This is a genomic window from Kribbella endophytica (assembly GCF_054781295.1).
In genome coordinates, this window is record NZ_BAAGUR010000002.1 from 65,245 (window position 1) to 84,608 (window position 19,364).

Sequence of the window (19,364 nt, forward strand, 5' to 3'; positions counted from 1 at the left end):
GCGTCCACCACGAGCCCTACGGCCGCGGAAGGGGTGAGCTGCAATCGGGGTGGTCGGGCATTGGGGCTTGTGAGGTCACGCCATTTTGGGTCCGCGACAGCACCTCGGCGTACCGGCGGCTGATCTACTCGCCGAGGGGTGGCCGGGCGTGTGAGGTCAGGGCGTTCGTGTTCGCGACTGCACTCCGAAGTACCGGGAGCTGACCTACGGGCCGAGGTGTGGGAGGGGCGGCGCGGCTAGGTTGAGTGGGTGGCGACTTATGGGGAACTGCCGGGGGAGTTGGGGACTGAGCGGTTGCGGTTGCGGCGGTGGGTGGGGGCGGATGCTGAGGAGTACCGGGGATTGTGGCTCGAGCGGGATCCTCGGGCGTTGCGGCGGGTTGATGCTGAGGGGCGGCCTACGGTCGAGGAGATTCGGGGGTGGCTCGTCGAGAATCCGTTGGCGGCGGCGCCTGGGTTGGGGTTGTTGCCGATCGAGCGGCGGGATACCGGGGAGTTCGTCGGGTACTGCGGGTTGACTGTGGGGCAGGCTTCGTTTGACGAGCCTGAGATTGCGTACGAGTTGGCTCGGCGGGCGCATGGGTGCGGGTATGCGACGGAGGCCGCGCGGGCTGTTGTCGAGGCGGCCGCGCGGACGGGTCGGCGGCGGTTGTGGGCGACCGTGCGGGAGTGGAACGCGGAGTCGTTCCGGGTGCTGGAAAAGCTTGGGTTTGAGCGGAGCGGTCGGGTGACCGCGGATGCTGAGCGCGGGGATTCGATCTGGATGACGCGCGAGCTCGAGCAGGTCTGAGGGCGCGCGCAATACGGTGCGGCGAGGCCGGACCTGCGACCAACGGATTAGAAGTCCGACGCTCAAGCCTGAGACGCCGTCGGTTGAGCTGCGGGTCAGAGCTGATGCCGGCGGGCATGTGGCCGGACTCGGTCGTCTGGGGTTGCGGCCGCGGCGGCCGGAGGAAAATGCCAGAGAGGGCCGGGCTATCGGCTGGGGTGAGGCCGGGCGCGCCGGGCGCGCCGGGCGGGGCGGGATTCGGTTGGGCGCGGGCGCGGGCGTTGGCAGGCGAAGGCGAACGCGAGGCGAGGGCGAGAGTGAGGGCTTGCGTCGGCGGTGTCGAGGCGACAGTCATCGGGCGGGGCCTGGATGTCGGCCGAGGCTAGCCGGTGCGGGGTGATCGGCTGCGGCCGCTCGAACTGTGGGTCAGAGCAGCAGGCCGGCGGGCATGCGGCCGGACTCGGCTGTCTGGGGTGAGGCCGTGGCGGCCGGAGGAGTTGGCGGAGCCGGGGCTATCGGCTGGGGTGCGGCCGGAGGAGTTGCCGGGGCGCCGGGCCGGATTCGGTTGGGCGCGGGCGTTGGCGGGCGCAGGCGAGGGCGGGGGACTGCGTCGGCGGGCGTCGAGGCGACAGGCATCGGGCGGGGCCGGATGTTGCTATCGCCTGGGTGCGGCCGGAGGAGCTGAACGAGCCCGGGGCGTTGGCGGGGGTGCGTGGGGCCGAGGGTCAGGCCTGTTTCGGGGACGCAAAAACGATCGGCCCGGGCCACTGGGTGGCGGGCCGATCGTTGGGTGCGATCAGAGGGAAGCGGCCTTCTTGAAGATGGACGACTTCCGGTTGGCGGCCTGGTTGGCGTGGATGACGCCCTTGCTGGCAGCCTTGTCGAGCAGGCGGCCAGCGACCTGGGCCTGCTCCTGGGCCTTCGTGGAGTCGCCGGCTTCGGCGGCCTCGCGGAAGCGGCGAACTGCCGTCTTGAGGGTCGACTTCACAGACTTGTTGCGAAGCCGCGCAGCCTCGTTCTGGCGGTTGCGCTTGATCTGGGACTTGATGTTCGCCACGGAGCAGAGCCTCGATCAGGAGTTTGCGGTCAGTACAGGAAAGGTGGCGGGTGCAGGGCGGTAAACCGACGCACACACGCGAAGAGACAGATTAGCAACAACTTGTGGGGTCCTCCAAACTGAGCACCCCACGCCGGTGGCGGTCACCCGCGTGCCAACGCCCCACGCCAGCCGCGGTCACCGCGCAGGCGCTTCACACCGGGGACGGTCAGCCGTGAGTTGCGAGTTCAGCGTACGGCCGACTCGGCGGTGGCTTTGAGGTTGGTGAGGGTGGTGTGGATGCCGTGCTCGTTGCGGGGTGCTCGGTCGCCGTAGATCGTGGCGAAGACTCGGCGCAGCGCCCGGGGGCGGCGGTCGGTCCAGGTTTCGGTCACGGTGCAGGTGCCGTCAGGGGACGCGGTGAGCTCGTAGGACCAATCCGCGACCGGGACCGGGCCGCCGTAGATGTGGAAGGTGAAGCGCCGCCCGGGCTCGGCCTCAGTGATCACGCCCTGGCTGATCCAGCGGATGGTGCCGGCGCGGTTGTGGCCGATGAAGCGGGTGCCGACGACGGCGTACGGCGGACCGCCGCGCCAGGTGACGCCGGTGCACTCCGGGGACCACTCGCCCATCCGGGGAAGGTCCGCCACCAGGGCGTAGATGGTGGAGGGGTCGGCGGCGATCAGGATCGACTCGCTGAGGTCCGGCATCGGGCTCCTCGGGGGAAAGGGCAAGGGGGCAAGTACAGCCCGGTACGCCGGGAAAAACTGCCGTACGGCGTACTGGCAAACCCGTGACACGGCGTGGACCGAGCGTGACATCCCTGCGGGCCCCCGGCATACTCAGGGCCCATTGTGGCGCCGTTGGGGACGGCGGCCATCTCGGTAGCGAACCAGCAAGCCGACCAGCCAGCTCCGTCCAGCTCTGGAGGAACTCCGTGCCAGCTTCCGCCCGCCGGCGTCTGACGGTGCTCACCGTCGCCGCCGTGAGCGCGACCGCCCTGGTCGCCACTGTCATGAACCATGCGACGGCGTCCACCCCGACCGCGACCCAGGCCGAGCCGCAGGTCAAGGAATCGGGGACCGGCGCGTACATCGTCCAGCTCGACGACTCCCCGGTCGCCGAGTACGACGGTGACATCGCCGGCCTGGCCGCGACGCGGGTGCTGCCCGGCGGCAAGCTGCTGCGCGAGGCGACCCAGGTGGTCAGCTACGTGCAGCACCTTGCCAGCGAGCGGACGCAGGTGCTCGACCAGGTGCCGGGTGTGGAGAAGCTGTACGACTACGACTACACGTACGCCGGGTTCTCGGCGCGGATGTCGCACGACGACGCGGTGAAGCTGGCCAAGACGTCCGGTGTGAAGAGCGTCGAGCCGAGCGAGATCCAGCACGCGGACACCGTCGACACCCCGCGCTACCTGGGCCTGTCCGGCAAGGGCGGCGCCTGGCAGCAGGCCGGTGGCGTCGACAAGGCCGGCGACGGCGTGATCGTCGGCGTGATCGACTCCGGGTTCACCCCGGAGCGGCCGAGCTTCGCGCCGATCAAGACCACCAAGGCGTCCGACGCGCTGATCAAGAAGAAGTGGAAGGGCACCTGCCAGGTCGGCACCGAGGCTCCGGTGGCCTGCAACAACAAGGTGATCGGCGCCCGCTACTTCGACGCCGGCATCGGCAACCGCCCGATCCCGGAGGAGTACCGCTCGCCGCGGGACTACGGCGGCCACGGCACCCACACGGCCAGTACGGCGGCCGGCAACTACGGCGTCGACATGAAGGTGCTCGACCGGGACTACGGCAAGGGCTCCGGCATCGCCCCGCACGCGCGGCTGGCGATCTACAAGGTGCTGTGGGCCGTCGACGCGGCCGGTGGCGGCAGCGGGACCGACGCCGACATCGTGGCCGGGATCGACGCGGCCGTCGCCGACGGCGTCGACGTGATCAACTACTCGATCTCCGGTTCCGGCTCGACGTTCGTCAACGCGACCGGCCTGGCGTTCCTGCGGGCCGCGAAGGCGGGCGTGTTCGTCTCGACCAGCGCGGGCAACACCGGCCCGGGTGTCAGCACGGTCGGCAAGAACTACCCGTGGGTGACGACCGTTGCCAACGGCACCCATGATCGCGACGTCCAGACCACGGTGACGCTGGGCAACGGCAAGTCCTACACCGGCGCCGGCATCGCGAACGGTACGCCGACCAAGCCGATGGTCCTGGCCAAGGACGCCGGTCTCGACGGCGCGAACCAGACCAACCTCGTGCTCTGCATGCCCGGCACGCTCGACCCGGCCAAGGCGACCGGCAAGATCGTCGTCTGCGACCGCGGCGTCAGCGACCGGGTCGACAAGAGCCGCCAGGTGAAGGCCGCGGGCGGCGTCGGCATGATCCTGGTCAACCCGACCGCGAACACGCTCGACTCCGACCTGCACTCGGTCCCGACGGTCCACCTCGACAACGTCGTCGGCCCCGAGGTCAAGGCGTACGCCGCGACCGCCAACCCGACCGCCACGATCGCGGCCGCGAAGACCGTCCGCGTGAACGCGCCGAAGGTCGCCAGCTCGTCCAGCCGCGGCCCGTCGCTGGCCGGCAACGGCGATCTGCTGAAGCCGGACGTGATGGCGCCCGGCACGAACGTGCTCGCCGCGACCACGCCGTTCGCGGCCGCCGGTGGCGAGTACGCGTTCATGAGCGGTACGTCGATGGCCGCGCCGCACATCGCCGGCGCTGCCGCCGTACTGAAGAGCCGGTACCCGACCTGGTCGCCGATGGCGATCAAGTCGGCGCTGCTGACCACCGCGACGTCGCTGAACACCGGGGGTCAGCCGATCCAGAACGACGCCGGCTCGCCCGGCAATCCGTTCGGCTACGGCGCCGGACTGATGCAGCCGAAGAAGGCGATGGATCCGGGCCTGGTCTACGACTCGTCGTACGACGACTGGGCGCGGTTCGTCTGCGGGTCCGGGCAGGTCGGGGAGACGCACGAGCTGTGCGCGAAGGGCAAGATCGACCCGAGCGACCTGAACTACCCGACGATCGCGATCGGCGACCTGGCCGGCAAGCAGACGGTCAAGCGGACCGTGAAGAACGTCGGCAAGCTGCCCGAGGTGTACTTCCCGAAGGTGGAGGGCCTGACCGGCTTCAAGGTCACGGTGACGCCGAAGCTGCTGGTCCTGCTGCCGGGCGCCAGCGCGTCGTACCGGGTGACCTTCGAGCACAACGGCGCTCCGCTGGAGCAGTACTCGTTCGGCAAGCTCAACCTGCGGTCCGCGCGGCACGTGGTGAGCAGCACGCTGGCGATTCGCCCGCTGACCGTCAAGGCGCCGGTGCAGGTCAACGGCACGGGTACCGCCGGGTCCGTCCCGGTCCCGCTCACCTCCGGGTACGCCGGGACGCTGCAGACCTCCGCGGTCGGCCTGGCCGCGGCCGGCGTCAATGACGCGGCGCTGAAGAACCCGGGTGGTGTCTCGTTCCCGACCACGAACCCGGCGGCCAACGAGCACGTCGCCAAGTTCACCGTGAACGTGCCGGCCGGGACGAAGCACGCCCGGTTCTCCACCTTCGACGCGGACTACCCGGCGGGCACCGACCTCGATGTGTTCGTCTACAAGGCCGGTACGACGGCAGTGCTCGGCAGCAGCACGGGCGGCTCGGCAGAGGAAGAGGTGAACCTGCCGGCGCCGGCAGGCGGCTCGTACGACGTGTACGTCGACCTGTTCGCCGGTGCGGACGAGCAGGGCGTCAAGCTGAACCACTGGGAGCTGCAGACCCCGGCCGGCAACCTCACGGCGACTCCCGCCAGCCAGCAAGTCCAGGTGGCCGGCCAGGCGAGCGTCACCGCCACCTGGTCCGGCCTGACCGCTGGCACGCGGTACCTGGGTCTGCTGTCGTACACCGACGGCGCAGCAGGGTCCGGCTCGACGGTGCTCCGCGTCGACAGCTAGTAAGACAGCTAGTACGACGGCTAGGGCTGACCGAGGTTGACCCAGGTGTCTGCAGGAGCTGTGTACACGGCTTCGCAGGCACCTGTGGTCACGTCACAGCGGTAGAAGATCTGCTGGGGAGTAGAGCGTGGGGTGGTGGCTGCGCCGGCCGCCCCTCGGATCTGCGCCAGCAGGTGGGTGGCGTCCTCGAATACCGGGGGCGCCATCAGGTTCCCGGCCGGCAGCGCGAGCTTCGTCGTACGGCCACCGGTGACGGCGACCCGACGGTCGAGGTTGACGATCGTGGCACCGTCCGGGGAGAAGCCGGCGTACCCCTGGGCGCTCGTGCCGGCGCAGTACTCGGCGTCGACGGCCAGCTTCCCGTCGCGCGCCGTACCGGCCTTCAGACAGGTGGTCGACCCCTTCTTGGTGACCGCCAGGACCCTGTCACTCGCCGAGCCCACGAAGAGGTTGGCGCCGTAGTCCGCGACCTCGAGCTGGGTGAACTGGTCGCTGCCGGGCTTCCAGAGAACGGGCTGCACCTTGCTGGAGTACTCCGCGATCAGCCAGACGCCGTCCTTGTTCCAGCCGGTCGGCGTGAGTCCGCCGGGTGGCAGTTCGTGGCTCTCCACTTCGTTGCCGGTCGCGACGTCCAGGACGACCAGCCGGGTCTTGCCGGCTCCGGCGCCGTCCGGAGTGACGGTTGCCACCTGCCGGTGGTCGGGGGAGACCTCGAACCCGTACGCCGTGGAGGGCCCGAAGGGAATCGGGTCTCCCGTCGGCTTGACGAGGCCGAGCCGGTAGCCGCGCACGCTCTGGTCCTGGTACAGGATCACCCAGCCGCCCTCGACGCGTGCGCTGTCGCGGAAGGAGAACTGGTTGAGGTCGAGCGAGACCGTCACGTCGCCGTCGTGCAGGGTCACCGGCTTCGCCATCACGGCGTACGGGACTCTCAGGCCGGGCTTCGCGGCGGGCGGTGCCGACGGTGGTGGTGGCGTGGTGTTCAGCTTCGACACGACCGGTACGGCGATGACCGCCGCGATCGTCGCGGCAGCCGCGAGGACGGGCCAGATGCGGCGGCGGGGGGCGGGCTCGTCGAGTCCGGGTGGTTCAGCGTCGTCGGGGACCGTCGCGGCCTTGGTCTGCAGGTAGTCGCGGAGGCGGGTCTCGGTGTCGGTCATCAGGCGTCCTTCAGGTGCTGGGTGAGGATCGTGAGGCCGCGCGACGCGGTGGAGCGTGCGGTCGACTCGCTGATCCCGAGGGTCTGGGCGATCTCGGCGTGCGGGAGATCGAGGTAGTAGCGCAGGACGAGCACCTCGCGGGTCCTCGTCGGGAGCTTGCGCAGGGCTCGCTGGACCTCACGGCGCTCTTTGTCGAGCACCACCTCGCTCTCGGCAGATGCACCGGGTCTGTCGAGCGGGGGTGTGTAGAGCCTGGCTACGCGGCGCCTGCGCAGGGTGGACCGGCTGCGGTTGAGCACCGTCGTACGGAGGTAGCCGACGGCCTTGTCGGCGTCCTTCAGCGGCCAGCGCCGGTACAGCTCGGCGAAGGCCTCCTGGACCAGGTCCTCGGCCGACTGGCGGTCGTCGACCATCAGCACGGCCAGCCGGACCAGTCCGACCCAGTGCTGCCGGTACAGCTGGCTCACGGCAGCCGGTGCGTCGTCAGGTACCGGTACGGCGGTGCCGATGCTCACCATTGGATTCGTCACACCCGTCTAGACGCCCGGTGAGCCAGAACGCTGCATGCGTCAGCCGAGTCGTTCGCGCAGCCAGTCGAAGTGCACCTGGGCGGTCGCGTACTGCCAGGCCCGCATGGTCGGGATGCTCGGCTGCGGCGGCTGAGTGCTTCCCCACAGGTAGCCGGCGCAGAGCCCGGCGATCAGGCCGTTCACTCCCGGCTCGTCCGGGAGGTCCGGCAGGTCCACCGACTCGTACATGTCGCCGCACAGGATGACCGTGTCCGTCCAGACCGGTGCGATCGAGGCGTGGGCCCAGTCAACGAAGACGACCCGGTCCTCGGTGAGCAGGAGGTTGTCGGCGCGCAGGTCCCAGTGCACCAGGGCACTGCCCTTCGACAGCTCGTCCAGCCCGGTCTGGGCCAGCTCGGCGAGCTCCTGCTCGCGGCCGGCTGCCCAGGCCGGTACGGCGACGCCGTCGGCGATCACCTTCTCCCACCGGCTCAGGAACGCCTGGCTGCGCTCGGCCGCGACCGGTGCCTCGGTCCACGGCGCCGGGTCCAGCGACTCGGACAGCTCGGCCAGCGCGTCGAGCACCCGGGAGGCGTCGTGCTGGTGCCACGGGTGCGGCGGCACATAGCCGGAGATGTCCTCCAGCAGGATCCCGACCCAGTCATCGTCGTCGTACACGCCGTACAGGCCGGGCGTCTGCGGCAGCGGGCCGATCGCCTGCATGGCGGTGATCTCGTTGCGGATCAGGTCGGGGGTGCCCGGGTTGAGCTCGGGGCCGACCGCCTTGACGAACGCACGCCGTCCCGACGCCGTCACCAGCCGCGCCGCGACGCCGGGCGAGAACCCGCCCAGCTGCGTGGAGGCCGAGACGACCGAGGCGCCGAGCGAGCGCTCGACCCACGCGCGCACCCGGGCTGGAGCCTGTTCGTAGGCCAAGCGGGTCCCCAGTGCGTGCGCCATGCCTACTGAGGGTAGATGGTCGGCCCAGCAACCGGCGGCCGGTTTTCCACCGGCCGGACAGTGGCCCGGCCGGTGGAGTCCTCAGGGGCGCCCGAGGTCGGGGCCGGCCGGGCCGGTCTTGGGAGGACCATCCTTGATGCGCTCGCAGGAGCCGCTGACGACGTCGCACCTCAACATCACGTCGCGGGTCGCCGCTACGTTGCGAGTCGCCCCCAGCCCCATCCGGCCGAGCAAGTGGGTGTCGTCCTCCCAGAGGCCCGGGTAGTCCGCGTGGAAGTGCTGCGGTGACAGCTTCAGACGCGTCTTGGCGCCGGTGTCCACGACCACCCCCTGGACCGCGGCCCCCTCGGCCACCAGGATCTTCCCGTCCGGTGACAGGGCGCCGGTACTGCTGCCGCACTGCTCCCGCAGGGTCTTCAGCCGCGTGCCGTTCAGCTCGGCCACCCGCACGCACGGCCCGGGCCCCTGACCGTCTTCGCCGGTCTGCTCCGGGTCACTGAGCAGGATCCGATCGGTCGTCCGGTACGCCGCCAGCCGGCGTCCTTCGGTGTCCACCGGTACGGGGTCCGTACCCGGCCTCCAGACGCGGGTCTGTGCGCGCTCGTTCCGCGGCATGAACCAGATCCCGTCTCCGTTCCAGCCCAGTACCTCGGCCTCCGAGTCGGTCGGCCACGACGCGGTCTCCTTGCCGGTGGCAACCTTCCGAACAGTGACCCGGGCCTGACCGCCCTCGGTGGGCGCGACGAAAGCGACCTCGGAGCGGTCCGGGGACACGCTCATCCCGTCGCCGGTGACCGGACCGAACGAGCTGTACGCCCCCGACGTGTCCAGCCGCCCCATCACCAGCTCGCCGCCGGGGCCGTAGCGTTGCCGGGCGACGATCCACCCGCAGTCGACCCGGCCGAGGCTGAAGTAGGTGAAGCCCTGCTCGATCGGGACGCGAACGCCCAGATCCTCCAGGTAGCCGCCCGAGCCCTCACGGTTCGCTGCCATCGTGAAGGGGACCCGTGGAGCTTCGCCGAAGGGCAGCTTGTCCAGTTCCGGGGTCGCCGGCTTGGTCCCGTTCTGCCGCGGGAAGGCCAACGGCTCGACGGCCGGCGGCGCAGTGCAGGCACCCGTGCTGACCTGAGCGTTGTTCCGGGAGACGACCACCGGTACGACGACCGCCGCGACCACGGCCGCCGCCGCTAGGGCGATCACGAGCACCGGCCGCGTACGCCGTACAGATGCCTGCGTACGGCGTACAGAAGGAAGGTCAGCCGGCGGTACGGCGTCGCTCGGCACCGTCCGGGCGGCAGCGTCGAGGGCGTCGGTCAGACGCTGGTCGAGGTTCATCGGTCCTCCTTCAGCTTCGCGCCCAGGGACTTCAGCGCCCGGGAGACGGTGGAACGGACGGAGACCTCGGTGATGCCGAGCGTCTGGGCGATCTCGGCGTCGGACAGGTGCAGGTAGAAACGCATCACCAGCACCTCTCGCCGCCGGGCCGGCAGGGTCGCGAGCGCGGCCAGGACCTCGCGGCGGTCCTCGCCGAGCATCGCCTGGTTCTCCGCGGACCAGACCGGCGGATCGACAGGCTGCCGGTGCAGTACGGCGAGCTTGCGGCGGCGCAGGACCGAGCGGCTGGTGTTCAGCACGGCCGACCGCAGGTACGCCTCGACCCGGGTGCCGTCTTTAATCTTGTCCCAGCGCCGGTACACGGCCGCGAACGACTCCTGCACGGCGTCCTCGGCCGAGGCACGGTCGCCCAGCATCAGCAGCGCGAGCCGGACCATCCCGGCCCACTGCTCCTGGTAGAGCCGGGTGATCGCGGCCTCACGCTCCGCGACGGGCGGTGGGTGAGTCTGGGACCGGCCCAGGCTCAGCATCATGTTCGTCACGGTAGAGAGACACCGGTCCACCCGGTTTGTTGCACGGCCGGACGCTTCGATGCGGAAACGGCTGGCGTGTCATGGGAAGATGGAGCAGTTGTCCTGTCTCCATCCTCAGACGAACTGGATCCCTCCGTGCCCGCTGGACCCACGACCGTTCCGCAGCCGGGTCGCACCGACCCGTCGCTGATCCGGAACTTCTGCATCATCGCCCACATCGACCACGGCAAGTCGACGCTGGCCGACCGGATGCTGCAGATCACCGGTGTCGTCGACGGCCGGCAGATGCGGGCGCAGTACCTGGACCGGATGGACATCGAGCGCGAGCGCGGCATCACGATCAAGTCCCAGGCGGTCCGCCTGCCGTACGCGCCGAAGCCGGACAGCCCCGGCGGTCTGCTGGCCGACGACGGTACGACGTACATCCTGAACATGATCGACACCCCCGGCCACGTCGACTTCACCTACGAGGTGTCGCGGTCGCTGGAGGCGTGCGAGGGCGCGGTGCTGCTGGTCGACGCGGCGCAGGGGATCGAGGCGCAGACGCTGGCCAACCTGTACCTGGCGCTGAACGCGGACCTGCACATCATCCCGGTGCTGAACAAGATCGACCTGCCCGGCGCGATGCCGGAGAAGTACGCCGCCGAGCTGGCGCACATCATCGGCTGCAAGGAGTCCGACGTCCTGCGGGTCTCGGCCAAGACCGGTCAGGGCGTCGAGGAGCTGCTCAGCGAGATCGTCGCGCAGGTCGAGCCGCCGAAGGGCGTCAAGGACGCACCGCCGCGGGCGCTGATCTTCGACTCCGTGTACGACACCTACCGCGGCGTGGTCACCTACGTCCGGGTGGTCGACGGCGAGCTGACCCATCGCGACAAGATCAAGATGATGTCGTCCGGCGCCGTGCACGAGATGCTCGAGGTCGGGGTCATCTCGCCCGAGCCGATGAAGTCGCCGAGCATCGGCGTCGGCGAGGTCGGGTACCTGATCACCGGCGTGAAGGACGTTCGCCAGTCCCGCGTCGGTGACACCGTCACCTCGTCGATCCGCGGCGCGACCGAGGCCCTCGGCGGGTACAAGCACCCCCAACCGATGGTGTACTCCGGGCTCTTCCCGATCGACGGCGACGACTACCCGACGCTGCGCGACGCCCTCGAGCGCCTGCAGCTGAACGATGCGGCGTTGAGCTACGAGCCGGAGAGTTCGGGCGCGCTCGGCTTCGGGTTCCGCTGCGGCTTCCTCGGCCTGCTGCACATGGAGATCGTCCGCGAGCGGCTCGAGCGCGAGTTCGACCTCGACCTGATCTCGACCGCGCCGAACGTGGTCTACCGCGTCGAGATGGAGGACGGCAAGGAGCACACCGTCACCAACCCGAGCGAGTTCCCCGAGGGCAAGATCGCGGACATCTACGAGCCGATGGTGCGGGCGACGATCCTGAGCCCGAAGGACTTCATCGGCACGATCATGGACCTGTGCCAGACCAAGCGGGGCAGCCTGCTCGGCATGGAGTACCTGTCGGAGGACCGCGTCGAGCTGCGCTACACGCTGCCGCTGGCCGAGATCATCTTCGACTTCTTCGACCAGCTCAAGTCGAAGACCAAGGGCTACGCGTCGCTGGACTACGAGGCGACCGGTGAGCAGGCCGCGGCGCTGGTCAAGGTCGACATCCTGCTGCAGGGCGAGACCGTGGACGCGTTCTCCGCGATCGTGCACCGCGACAACGCCTACGCGTACGGCGTCTCGCTGGCCGGCAAGCTCAAGGAACTGATTCCGCGCCAGCAGTTCGAGGTGCCGATCCAGGCCGCGATCGGGTCCCGGATCATCGCCCGGGAGTCGATCCGGGCGATCCGCAAGGACGTGCTCGCCAAGTGCTACGGCGGTGACATCACCCGTAAGCGCAAGCTGCTGGAGAAGCAGAAGGAGGGCAAGAAGCGGATGAAGATGGTCGGCCGGGTCGAGGTTCCGCAGGAGGCCTTCATCGCCGCGCTGAAGACCAACGAGCCCGCCGAGAAGGCCAAGAAGTAGGTGCCGGCCTTCGAGATCCCGGCCGGGTTCCTGGTCGTCGGGTCGCGCGGGCCGGACTGGGTCGCGTACCTGGACGGGCTGCCGCGGCTGGTCGGCGATCTGCTCAGTGAGTGGGAGCTGACCATCGACGGCTCGCCGTCGTACGGGAGTTGTGCGGTCGTCGTACCGGTGCTGACGCGTGGTGGCGAGGCGGCGGTGCTGAAGGTGCAGTTCCCACACTGGGAGGCCGAGACCGAGCACCTCGCGCTGCAGGCCTGGGGTGGTCGTGGGGCGGTGCGGTTGCTGCGGGCGGATCCGCGGCGGTTCGCGCTGCTGCTGGAGCGGTTGTCGCCGCGGGATCTCACCGGGGTCGACGATCGCGAGGCGTGCGAGATCGTCGGTACGGCGTACTCGAAGCTGCATGTCGCCGCCGGCCCGCAGTACAGGACGTTGTCGGGCGAGCTGAAGCGGTGGATCGAGGAGTTCCGCGCGCTGCCCGCGTCGGCGCCGGTCCCACGCCGGTACGTCGAACAGGCGATCTCGCTGGGCACGGACTTCGCCGCCGATCCCGCGACCGACGGCCGGCTGATCCACAGCGACCTGCACTACGAGAACATGCTGGCCGGCGAGCGCGAGCCCTGGCTGGTGATCGACCCGAAGCCGCTGTCGGGCGACCCCTGCTACGAGGTGCCGCCGCTGCTCTGGAACCGCTGGGACGAGGTCGTTGCCTCCGGCGACATCCGCTTCCGGGTCCGCTCCCGCTTCTACACCGCGATCGACGCCGCAGGGCTGGACGAGGAGCGCGCCCGCGACTGGGTCATCGTCCGCCAGATGCTCAACGTGCTCTGGACCCTGAAGGACGCCGGCGCCGACGAGTCCCTGCCCCAGGACTGGCTGACCCGCAACATCGCCATCGTCAAGGCCATCCAGGACTAGAAACTCGGTGGAGCGTTGCCGCCTGCCGGGGGAGGATGCGGGTATGCGGCTGCTGACGGTGAATGTGGTGGAGGAGTTGATCCCGGGGCCCAAGGAGACCGGGTGGACGGCGATCGACAAGCGGCCGCAGGGTGGGCGGGTTCGGGTGGGGGAGTTGGGGCTTGCCGGCGACTCCGTCTGTGACGTCGAGAACCACGGTGGGCTGGATCAGGCTGTTTACGCGTACGCCGAGGAGGACGCTCGGTGGTGGAGCGAGCAGCTGGGGCGGGAGATTCCGTCGGGGTTGTTCGGGGAGAACCTGCGGACCGAAGGGGTCGATCTGACCAACGCGCTGATCGGCGAGGTGTGGCGGATCGGGGACGAGGTCGAGGTGCAGGTGCGGGCGCCGCGGATTCCGTGCATCACGTTCCAGCACCGGATGGGGATCCCGGGGTGGGTGAAGCAGTTCCACCAGGCCCAGAGGCCGGGCGTGTACTTCAAGGTGTTGAAGACGGGCACGATCGCGGCGGGGGACGAGGTCAGCGTGGTGAGCCGGCCTGAGCACGAGGTGACCGTCGGCGTGATGTTCGCGGCGCAGGACAGCGCGAAGATGCAGGGGATGCTGGACTCCGGGGTTGACCTGATGGTCGAGTGCCGAGAGATCGCCAAGCGGGTCGCCGCCCGGCCGGCAGCCAAACCAGGCTCCGAACCGAGCTCCAAGCCGGGTTCCACCACGAGCTCCACCCAGTGAAGGGTGTGATCCCGGAGCCAGGCCCGCTGAGGCCGCTGGCTCTGGCGACGCTGCTCAGCCGGGTCGGCAACGGCCTGCTGATGACGGTCAGCGTCCTGTACTTCACCCGCATCGTCGGCCTCTCGATCGCCGAGGTCGGGCTCGGGCTCACGATCGCCGGGCTGTTCGGCCTGCTCTCCGCCGTACCGCTCGGGCACCTCGCCGACCGGCGCGGCCCGCGCGGCCTGTTCGTCGTACTCGGCAGCGCGGTCGCCGTCCTGTCGCTCGCCTACCTCCTGGTCGACACCTTCTGGCAGTTCCTCGTCGTCGCGATCGTCGTCACCGTGCTCGACCGCGGCGCCGGCGCGGTCCGCGCCGCATTGATCGCAGCGGTCACCCAAGGATCGGTCGGCCGCGTCGCAGCCCGCGCCTACCTGCGCGCGATCACGAACATCGGCATCATGGCCGGCGCCGCCATCGGCGCGCTCGCTCTGCACTTCGACACGCGTACGGCGTACCAGCTGATGTTCGTCATCGACTCGGTGCTGACCTGCGCCTCGGCGTTCATCATCCTCGGCATCCCGCGCGTCGCGCCGCAACCGAAGACCGACGAGGGCCCGGTCTGGATCGCGCTGCGCGACCGCGGCTACCTCGCCGTCGCCGCGCTGAACGCCGGCATGTCGATCCACTACGCCGTGCTCGACGTCGCGATCCCGCTGTGGGTGGTCGAGCACACCGACGCGCCGCGCTGGACGGTCGCGCTGCTGCTGATCATCAACACGATCGTCGTCGCGCTCTTCCAGGTCCGTTCCAGCCGTGGCATCCAGGACCCGACGTCAGCCGCACGAGCCACCCGTACGGCGGGTTGGTTGCTGCTGGCATCGATGGTGCTGTTCGCCGCCGCCTCGGGTGGAGGAGTCGTGGTCGCTGTCGCGCTGCTCGCGATCGGCGCCTTCGTCCAGGTGATCGGCGAGCTGCTGCAGTCGTCCGGCTCGTTCCTGCTCGGTTTCGACCTGGCGTCCGATCAGGCGCAGGGCCAGTACCAGGGCGTGTGGGGGACGAGCATGTCGATCAGCTCTATGGTCGCGCCGACCGTGCTCGCGCTGCTGCCTTTAGGACTGGGCGTCCCCGGCTGGATCATCCTCGGCGTTTGGTTCGCCGTGATCGGCGTGCTGTTCGTCCCGGTCGTCCGCTGGGCGGCTGCTCGCAAGCAGACCGCTCAGACTCAGTTGGAAGGCTCCATGTAGCCCAGCGCCGCCGAGATCTTCCGGGCTGCCTCGATCGCGGCCGGCGCCATCAGCGCGACCTGCGCGATCGACTGCTCCAGCGACAGCGTCGAGATGCTCACCGCCGCGATCGCCGCTGCTGTGTGATCGTGGATCACCGCCGCGACGCAGCGAATGCCCGGCTCGTTCTCCTCGTCGTCCAGCGCGTACCCCCGCGCGCGAACCTGCGCGAGATCCGCCTTCAACCCAGCCGCCGTCGTGTGCGTCAGCGGCGTACGGGCCGGCAGTCCAGTGCGAGTGATCAGCGCGTTGAGCGCGTCGTCGTCCTTCTCCGCCAGCAGCGCCTTGCCGATCCCGGTGCAGTGCAGCCAGAACGCCTTGCCCACTCGCGACGGCATCCGGTACGGCTTCGGGCCGTCCAGGCGGGCGACGTAGATCGCCTCGTCTCCGTTCAGCAGACCGACGTGCACCGTGCAACGCGTCTGCGCGACCAGGTCGGCGAGCACCGGCCGGGCGACCGTCGCCAGGTCGACGTTGGTCAGCGCGTGCCCGGCGAGCCGCAGCGCCTTCGGGCCCGGGTGGTACGAGCCGTCCTCGGCCTGCGCGACGAACTCGTGCTCGACCAGCGACGCCATGATCCTGTGCACGGTCGACTTGGCCAGGCCGGTGGCCGTCACCACGTCGGTGAACCGGGAGTGCTCGAGGACAGCGTCGAGCACCATCAGCGTCTTGTCGATGGCCGAGGGCGAACTCATGTCGCTCATCCTGTCACCTCTCTCCTGGTCAACCCGGTACGCCGTACTGCATCACCGCGCCAGCCAACCTCCGTCGACCGCGAGCACGTGGCCGTTCACGTAGTCCGACGCCGACGAGGCCAGGAACACCGCGGCCCCGACCAGGTCCTCCGGCCGACCCCAGCGCCCTGCCGGGATGCGGTCCCGGATGGCCGCCTCGCGGGCCTGGTCGGCCCGCAGGTCGGTGGTGTTGTCGGTACTGATGTAGCCCGGCGCGATCGCGTTCACCTGGACGCCGGCCGCTCCCCACTCGTTGGCCAGCGCCTTGGTCAGTCCCGCGACCGCGTGCTTGCTCGCAGTGTAGGCGGGCACGGTGACGCCGCCCTGGAAGCTGAGCAGCGAGGCGATCGTGACGATCTTGCCCGCGCCGTGCGCGACCATCGCGGCGCCGATCGGGCGGGTGACCGCCCAGGTGGAGTTCAGGTTCACGTCGATCACGTGCTGCCAGTCGGGCGTCGCGGTCTCGGCCGCGGGCGCCCGGCGGATCGTGCCCGCGTTGTTGACCAGGATGTCGATCCGGCGCTCGCGGGCGAGGTCGGCGGCAACCTTCTCGACGGCGGCCGGGTCGGCGAAGTCCGCGGTGACGACGGTCGCTTCACCGCCGCCGTTCAGCTTGATCGCCTCGAGCGTGTCCTCGAGCGCCGCGTCCCGGGCGAGCAGGATCAGGTCGGCGCCGGCCGCGGCGTACCCGGCAGCGATCGCGGCGCCGATCCCGCGCCGCGCCCCCGTCACCAGGGCGGTCCGTCCCTTCAGGGAGAAGACGGTCACCGCAGCTCCGTCACGTTGACGCCGTCCATGTCGGTGAAGGCCTGGTTCTCGCCGGCCATCGCCCAGACGAAGCTGTACGACGAGGTGCCGACGCCGGAGTGGATCGACCAGCTCGGCGAGATGATCGCCTCGCGGTCCGCGACCAGCAGGTGCCGGGTCTCGTCGGGCTCGCCGAGCAGGTGGACGATCCGCTCGGTCTCCGGCAGGCCGAAGTACAGGTAGCACTCGGTACGACGGTCGTGGGTGTGCGCGGGCATCGTGTTCCAGGTGCTGCCGGCGTGCAGCGTGGTGACGCCGAGCACGATCTGGCAGCTCTGCACGCCGCTCGCGTGGATGTACTGGTCGATCGTGCGCCGGTTCGCTGTCTGCTGGTCGCCGAGCTCGAGCCGGTTGCCCTCACCGGGCTGCACGAGCGTCGTCGGGTACGCCGTGTGCGCGGCCGCGCTGAACAGGTAGAACGCGGCGTCGGTGCCCTCGAAGACGACCTCGCGGGCGCCGCGCCCGGCGTACAGGCAGGCACCGGTGGTCAGCTCGAACTTGGTGCCGTCGACGGTCACCGTGCCGGGGCCGCCGACGTTGACGATGCCGGCCTCACGGCGTTCGAGGAAGTACTCGCTGCGCAGCTCCGGCCAGGTGCCGAGGGTGAGCGGACCCGAGACCGGGCGGGCGCCGGCCAGCACGATCCGGTCGTGGTGGGTGAGCACCGCCGTGACCGCGTCCGGGGTGAACAGGTCGTCGACCAGGTACTGCTCGCGCAGTGCGCGGGTGTCGAACCCCGGCACCTGGGCGGGATGGGTGGCATGCCGGACCTGAAGATTCATGGAACTAAGTTCTACTAGACAGAACCACAAGTCAAGAGTACAAATGCTGCCCAGGTATTAGTTCCGCCTCGCGACACCTAGTTCCGCCCCCTGGAGGCTTCGCATGACCACACTCGACTGGACGGTCCTGGCCGGCTACTTCGTGCTGATGGTGCTGATCGGGCTCTGGTCCCGCACCAAGATCAAGACCGTCGTGGACTACTTCACCACCGGCGGCCGGATCCCCTGGTGGCTGTCCGGCATCTCGCACCACATGTCCGGCTACAGCGCCGTCATGTTCGTCGCCTTCGCGGCGGTCGCCTACACCTACGGCATCACCGTGTACGTCTGGTGGGCGGTCTCGATCGGCGTCGGTGTCGGGATCGGCGCGTTCGTGTTCGCCGCGCGCTGGAACCGATTGCGTGCCAAGCACGGGGTCGTGTCGCCGCTGGAGTACCTTGCCCAGCGCTACAACCTGCCGACCCAGCAGGTGCTCGCGTACTCCGGTGCCGCGCTGAAGGTGGTCGACATCGCGTCCAAGTGGGTCGCGATCGCCGTGCTGCTGAACGGCTTCACCGGCGTACCGATGCGGTGGGGGATCCTGCTCACCGGCGTGGTCACGATGTTGTACGCGACGCTCGGTGGGTTGTGGGCCGACGTGCTCACCGACTTCGGGCAGTTCGTCATCCAGGCCGCGGCCGGGATCGCAATGTTCGTCGGCGTACTGCGGCACCTGGACGGCGTACCGACGCTGTGGAAGATGTGGGACCAGCTGCCCGAGGGGCATGGTGACGCGCTGAACGGCCCGTACACCCCGATCTTCCTGATCGCGTTCCTGTTCATCAAAACCTTCGAGTACAACGGCGGCATGTGGAACCTGGCGCAGCGCTACATGGCCGCGCCGTCCGGCTCGGAGGCCAAGCGGTCCGCGCTGCTGTCGTCGATCCTGTGGCTGGTCTGGCCGCTCGTGCTGTTCATCCCGATGTGCGCCGCGCCGCTGCTGGTGCCGGACCTCGGCAAGCCCGAGCAGTCGTACGTCGAACTGGCGCAACTGCTGCTGCCGAGCGGCCTGATCGGTCTCGTGCTGGCCGGGTTCTTCTCGCACACGATGGCGATGGTCGCCTCCGACGCCAACGTGATCTCGTCGGTGATCACCCGCGACCTCGGCCCGGTGCTGGTGCCGAAGCTGCGGCGGATGTCCGACGTCGCGACCCTGAAGTTCGCGCGGATCACGACATTCACGTTCGTGACGGTGAGCATGCTGATCGCGATCCTGACCAACGGCCAAGGCGTCGTACTGAAGATCGTCGTGGACCTGGTGGCCGCGACCATGGGACCGATCTCGATCCCGCTGATGCTCGGGTTGCTGCCGTGGTTCCGGCGCTGTGGCTCGCGGGCCGCGATCGCTTCGTGGGCGGCCGGGCTGATCGTCTGGGCGGTCGTGAAGTGGGGTGTCGGGTCGACCGACACCACGCTGGTCGTCGCGTTGCCGCTGGCAACTTCCCTGGTCGTGTACGTCGGGCTCGGGCTGCTGATGCCGGAACGGCGCGACTCCGTCGACGCGCTGCTCGAGTCGCTGAACAGCGACCCGGCCGAGACCGACGAGGTGCTCGCCAGGCGAGCAGCCGCCGCCGCGGCCGACTGACCCATGGAACAATGTTCCGCTGAACAGAACATCTACTGAGGAGATCTGAGATGCCCAACATCACCGTCGAACTGCTGTCCGGCCGCACCCTCGACCAGCGCCGCGAGTTCGTCGCGGCCGTCACCGACTCGGCGATCTCCATCCTCGGCGCCAAGCGCGAGGCGGTCCGGATCGTCTTCACCGAGATCGAGAAGTCCGACGTCGCCAACGGCGGGGTGCTGGTCTCGGACTCCTGAGCCCTGTCTTTAGC

The 19,364-nt window shown here is 69.5% G+C and carries 18 protein-coding genes; 8 read left to right on the forward strand and 10 right to left on the reverse strand.

Annotation, left to right across the window (positions count from 1 at the left end; translation table 11 throughout):
• The first annotated feature begins 249 nt into the window (after nt 1-249).
• A complete protein-coding gene (locus tag ACYVIO_RS18910; RefSeq protein ID WP_460652148.1) occupies nt 250-789 on the forward strand; it encodes a GNAT family N-acetyltransferase in 540 nt (179 codons plus the stop codon).
• 775 nt (nt 790-1,564) lie between these two features.
• On the opposite strand, the gene rpsT is transcribed toward ACYVIO_RS18910, so the two are convergent.
• Nucleotides 1,565-1,825 (reverse strand): 30S ribosomal protein S20, encoded by a 261-nt coding sequence (rpsT, locus tag ACYVIO_RS18915; RefSeq protein ID WP_460652149.1) that lies wholly within the window; start codon nt 1,823-1,825, stop codon nt 1,565-1,567.
• Nucleotides 1,826-2,052: 227 nt separating this feature from the next.
• A complete protein-coding gene (locus ACYVIO_RS18920) occupies nt 2,053-2,514 on the reverse strand; it encodes an SRPBCC family protein (RefSeq protein WP_460652150.1) in 462 nt (153 codons plus the stop codon).
• 275 nt (nt 2,515-2,789) lie between these two features.
• On the opposite strand from ACYVIO_RS18920, the gene ACYVIO_RS18925 reads away from it, so the two are divergent.
• The gene (locus tag ACYVIO_RS18925; RefSeq protein ID WP_460652151.1) at nt 2,790-5,738 is read left to right on the forward strand and encodes a S8 family serine peptidase; all 2,949 of its coding nucleotides are present in this window, start codon (nt 2,790-2,792) and stop codon (nt 5,736-5,738) included.
• A 20-nt stretch (nt 5,739-5,758) separates the two neighbouring features.
• Here ACYVIO_RS18925 and ACYVIO_RS18930 read toward each other — a convergent pair whose 3' ends face one another.
• The 5 genes from ACYVIO_RS18930 to ACYVIO_RS18950 all read right to left on the reverse strand — a co-directional run bounded on the left by ACYVIO_RS18930 (nt 5,759) and on the right by ACYVIO_RS18950 (nt 10,235).
• Entirely contained in the window at nt 5,759-6,898 is a 1,140-nt protein-coding gene (locus ACYVIO_RS18930) for a hypothetical protein (RefSeq protein ID WP_460652152.1), read from the reverse strand.
• On the reverse strand, nt 6,898-7,416 hold the full coding sequence (locus ACYVIO_RS18935) for an RNA polymerase sigma factor (protein ID WP_460652153.1): 519 nt from the start codon (nt 7,414-7,416) through the stop codon (nt 6,898-6,900). The genes ACYVIO_RS18930 and ACYVIO_RS18935 overlap by 1 nt, the downstream gene beginning before the upstream one ends.
• Nucleotides 7,417-7,467: 51 nt before the next feature.
• On the reverse strand, nt 7,468-8,367 hold the full coding sequence (locus tag ACYVIO_RS18940) for a phosphotransferase family protein (protein ID WP_460652154.1): 900 nt from the start codon (nt 8,365-8,367) through the stop codon (nt 7,468-7,470).
• Between the two features lie 81 nt (nt 8,368-8,448).
• A complete protein-coding gene (locus tag ACYVIO_RS18945; protein ID WP_460652155.1) occupies nt 8,449-9,702 on the reverse strand; it encodes a hypothetical protein in 1,254 nt (417 codons plus the stop codon).
• Nucleotides 9,699-10,235, reverse strand: coding sequence for an RNA polymerase sigma factor (locus ACYVIO_RS18950; RefSeq protein ID WP_460652156.1), 537 nt, complete (start codon nt 10,233-10,235; stop codon nt 9,699-9,701). The genes ACYVIO_RS18945 and ACYVIO_RS18950 overlap by 4 nt, the downstream gene beginning before the upstream one ends.
• A 135-nt stretch (nt 10,236-10,370) precedes the next feature.
• On the opposite strand from ACYVIO_RS18950, the gene lepA reads away from it, so the two are divergent.
• The 4 genes from lepA to ACYVIO_RS18970 are packed head-to-tail and all read left to right on the forward strand — an operon-like array spanning nt 10,371 to nt 15,128.
• Nucleotides 10,371-12,257, forward strand: coding sequence for a translation elongation factor 4 (lepA, locus tag ACYVIO_RS18955; protein ID WP_460652157.1), 1,887 nt, complete (start codon nt 10,371-10,373; stop codon nt 12,255-12,257).
• On the forward strand, nt 12,258-13,172 hold the full coding sequence (locus tag ACYVIO_RS18960; protein ID WP_460652158.1) for an aminoglycoside phosphotransferase family protein: 915 nt from the start codon (nt 12,258-12,260) through the stop codon (nt 13,170-13,172).
• A 43-nt stretch (nt 13,173-13,215) separates the two neighbouring features.
• A complete protein-coding gene (locus ACYVIO_RS18965) occupies nt 13,216-13,902 on the forward strand; it encodes an MOSC domain-containing protein (protein ID WP_460652159.1) in 687 nt (228 codons plus the stop codon).
• Between the two features lie 5 nt (nt 13,903-13,907).
• Nucleotides 13,908-15,128 carry an MFS transporter gene (locus tag ACYVIO_RS18970; RefSeq protein WP_460652160.1) on the forward strand — a complete coding sequence of 407 codons (1,221 nt, stop codon included), beginning with the start codon at nt 13,908-13,910 and terminating at the stop codon, nt 15,126-15,128.
• On the opposite strand, the gene ACYVIO_RS18975 is transcribed toward ACYVIO_RS18970, so the two are convergent.
• From ACYVIO_RS18975 to kduI, 3 genes are read right to left on the reverse strand one after another with little or no spacing between them, the layout of a single operon-like run.
• The gene (locus tag ACYVIO_RS18975) at nt 15,107-15,871 is read right to left on the reverse strand and encodes an IclR family transcriptional regulator (protein ID WP_460652161.1); all 765 of its coding nucleotides are present in this window, start codon (nt 15,869-15,871) and stop codon (nt 15,107-15,109) included. The genes ACYVIO_RS18970 and ACYVIO_RS18975 overlap by 22 nt on opposite strands.
• Before the next feature lie 42 nt (nt 15,872-15,913).
• Nucleotides 15,914-16,669 carry an SDR family oxidoreductase gene (locus tag ACYVIO_RS18980; protein ID WP_460652162.1) on the reverse strand — a complete coding sequence of 252 codons (756 nt, stop codon included), beginning with the start codon at nt 16,667-16,669 and terminating at the stop codon, nt 15,914-15,916.
• Nucleotides 16,666-17,490: a 5-dehydro-4-deoxy-D-glucuronate isomerase gene (gene kduI, locus ACYVIO_RS18985; protein ID WP_460652163.1), complete on the reverse strand. Its 825-nt coding sequence runs from the start codon at nt 17,488-17,490 to the stop codon at nt 16,666-16,668. Before kduI ends, ACYVIO_RS18980 begins: the two co-directional genes overlap by 4 nt.
• Nucleotides 17,491-17,593: 103 nt before the next feature.
• Between kduI and ACYVIO_RS18990 the strand changes: the two genes are divergently transcribed.
• Nucleotides 17,594-19,114, forward strand: a complete 1,521-nt coding sequence (locus tag ACYVIO_RS18990; RefSeq protein ID WP_460652164.1) for a sodium:solute symporter family protein — start codon at nt 17,594-17,596, stop codon at nt 19,112-19,114.
• A gap of 50 nt (nt 19,115-19,164) precedes the next feature.
• Nucleotides 19,165-19,350, forward strand: a complete 186-nt coding sequence (locus ACYVIO_RS18995; protein WP_344167865.1) for a tautomerase family protein — start codon at nt 19,165-19,167, stop codon at nt 19,348-19,350.
• Nucleotides 19,351-19,364 lie beyond the last annotated feature (14 nt).

Bases quoted from the DNA above. Each gene is read 5' to 3' on its own strand.
- kduI (WP_460652163.1), bottom strand. From the start codon at position 17,490: ATGAATCTTCAGGTCCGGCATGCCACCCATCCCGCCCAGGTGCCGGGG.
- ACYVIO_RS18950 (WP_460652156.1), bottom strand. From the start codon at position 10,235: ATGATGCTGAGCCTGGGCCGGTCCCAGACTCACCCACCGCCCGTCGCG.
- ACYVIO_RS18965 (WP_460652159.1), top strand. From the start codon at position 13,216: ATGCGGCTGCTGACGGTGAATGTGGTGGAGGAGTTGATCCCGGGGCCC.
- ACYVIO_RS18930 (WP_460652152.1), bottom strand. From the start codon at position 6,898: ATGACCGACACCGAGACCCGCCTCCGCGACTACCTGCAGACCAAGGCC.
- ACYVIO_RS18945 (WP_460652155.1), bottom strand. From the start codon at position 9,702: ATGAACCTCGACCAGCGTCTGACCGACGCCCTCGACGCTGCCGCCCGG.
- ACYVIO_RS18940 (WP_460652154.1), bottom strand. From the start codon at position 8,367: ATGGCGCACGCACTGGGGACCCGCTTGGCCTACGAACAGGCTCCAGCC.
- ACYVIO_RS18990 (WP_460652164.1), top strand. From the start codon at position 17,594: ATGACCACACTCGACTGGACGGTCCTGGCCGGCTACTTCGTGCTGATG.
- ACYVIO_RS18935 (WP_460652153.1), bottom strand. From the start codon at position 7,416: ATGGTGAGCATCGGCACCGCCGTACCGGTACCTGACGACGCACCGGCT.
- ACYVIO_RS18975 (WP_460652161.1), bottom strand. From the start codon at position 15,871: ATGAGCGACATGAGTTCGCCCTCGGCCATCGACAAGACGCTGATGGTG.
- ACYVIO_RS18920 (WP_460652150.1), bottom strand. From the start codon at position 2,514: ATGCCGGACCTCAGCGAGTCGATCCTGATCGCCGCCGACCCCTCCACC.
- ACYVIO_RS18995 (WP_344167865.1), top strand. From the start codon at position 19,165: ATGCCCAACATCACCGTCGAACTGCTGTCCGGCCGCACCCTCGACCAG.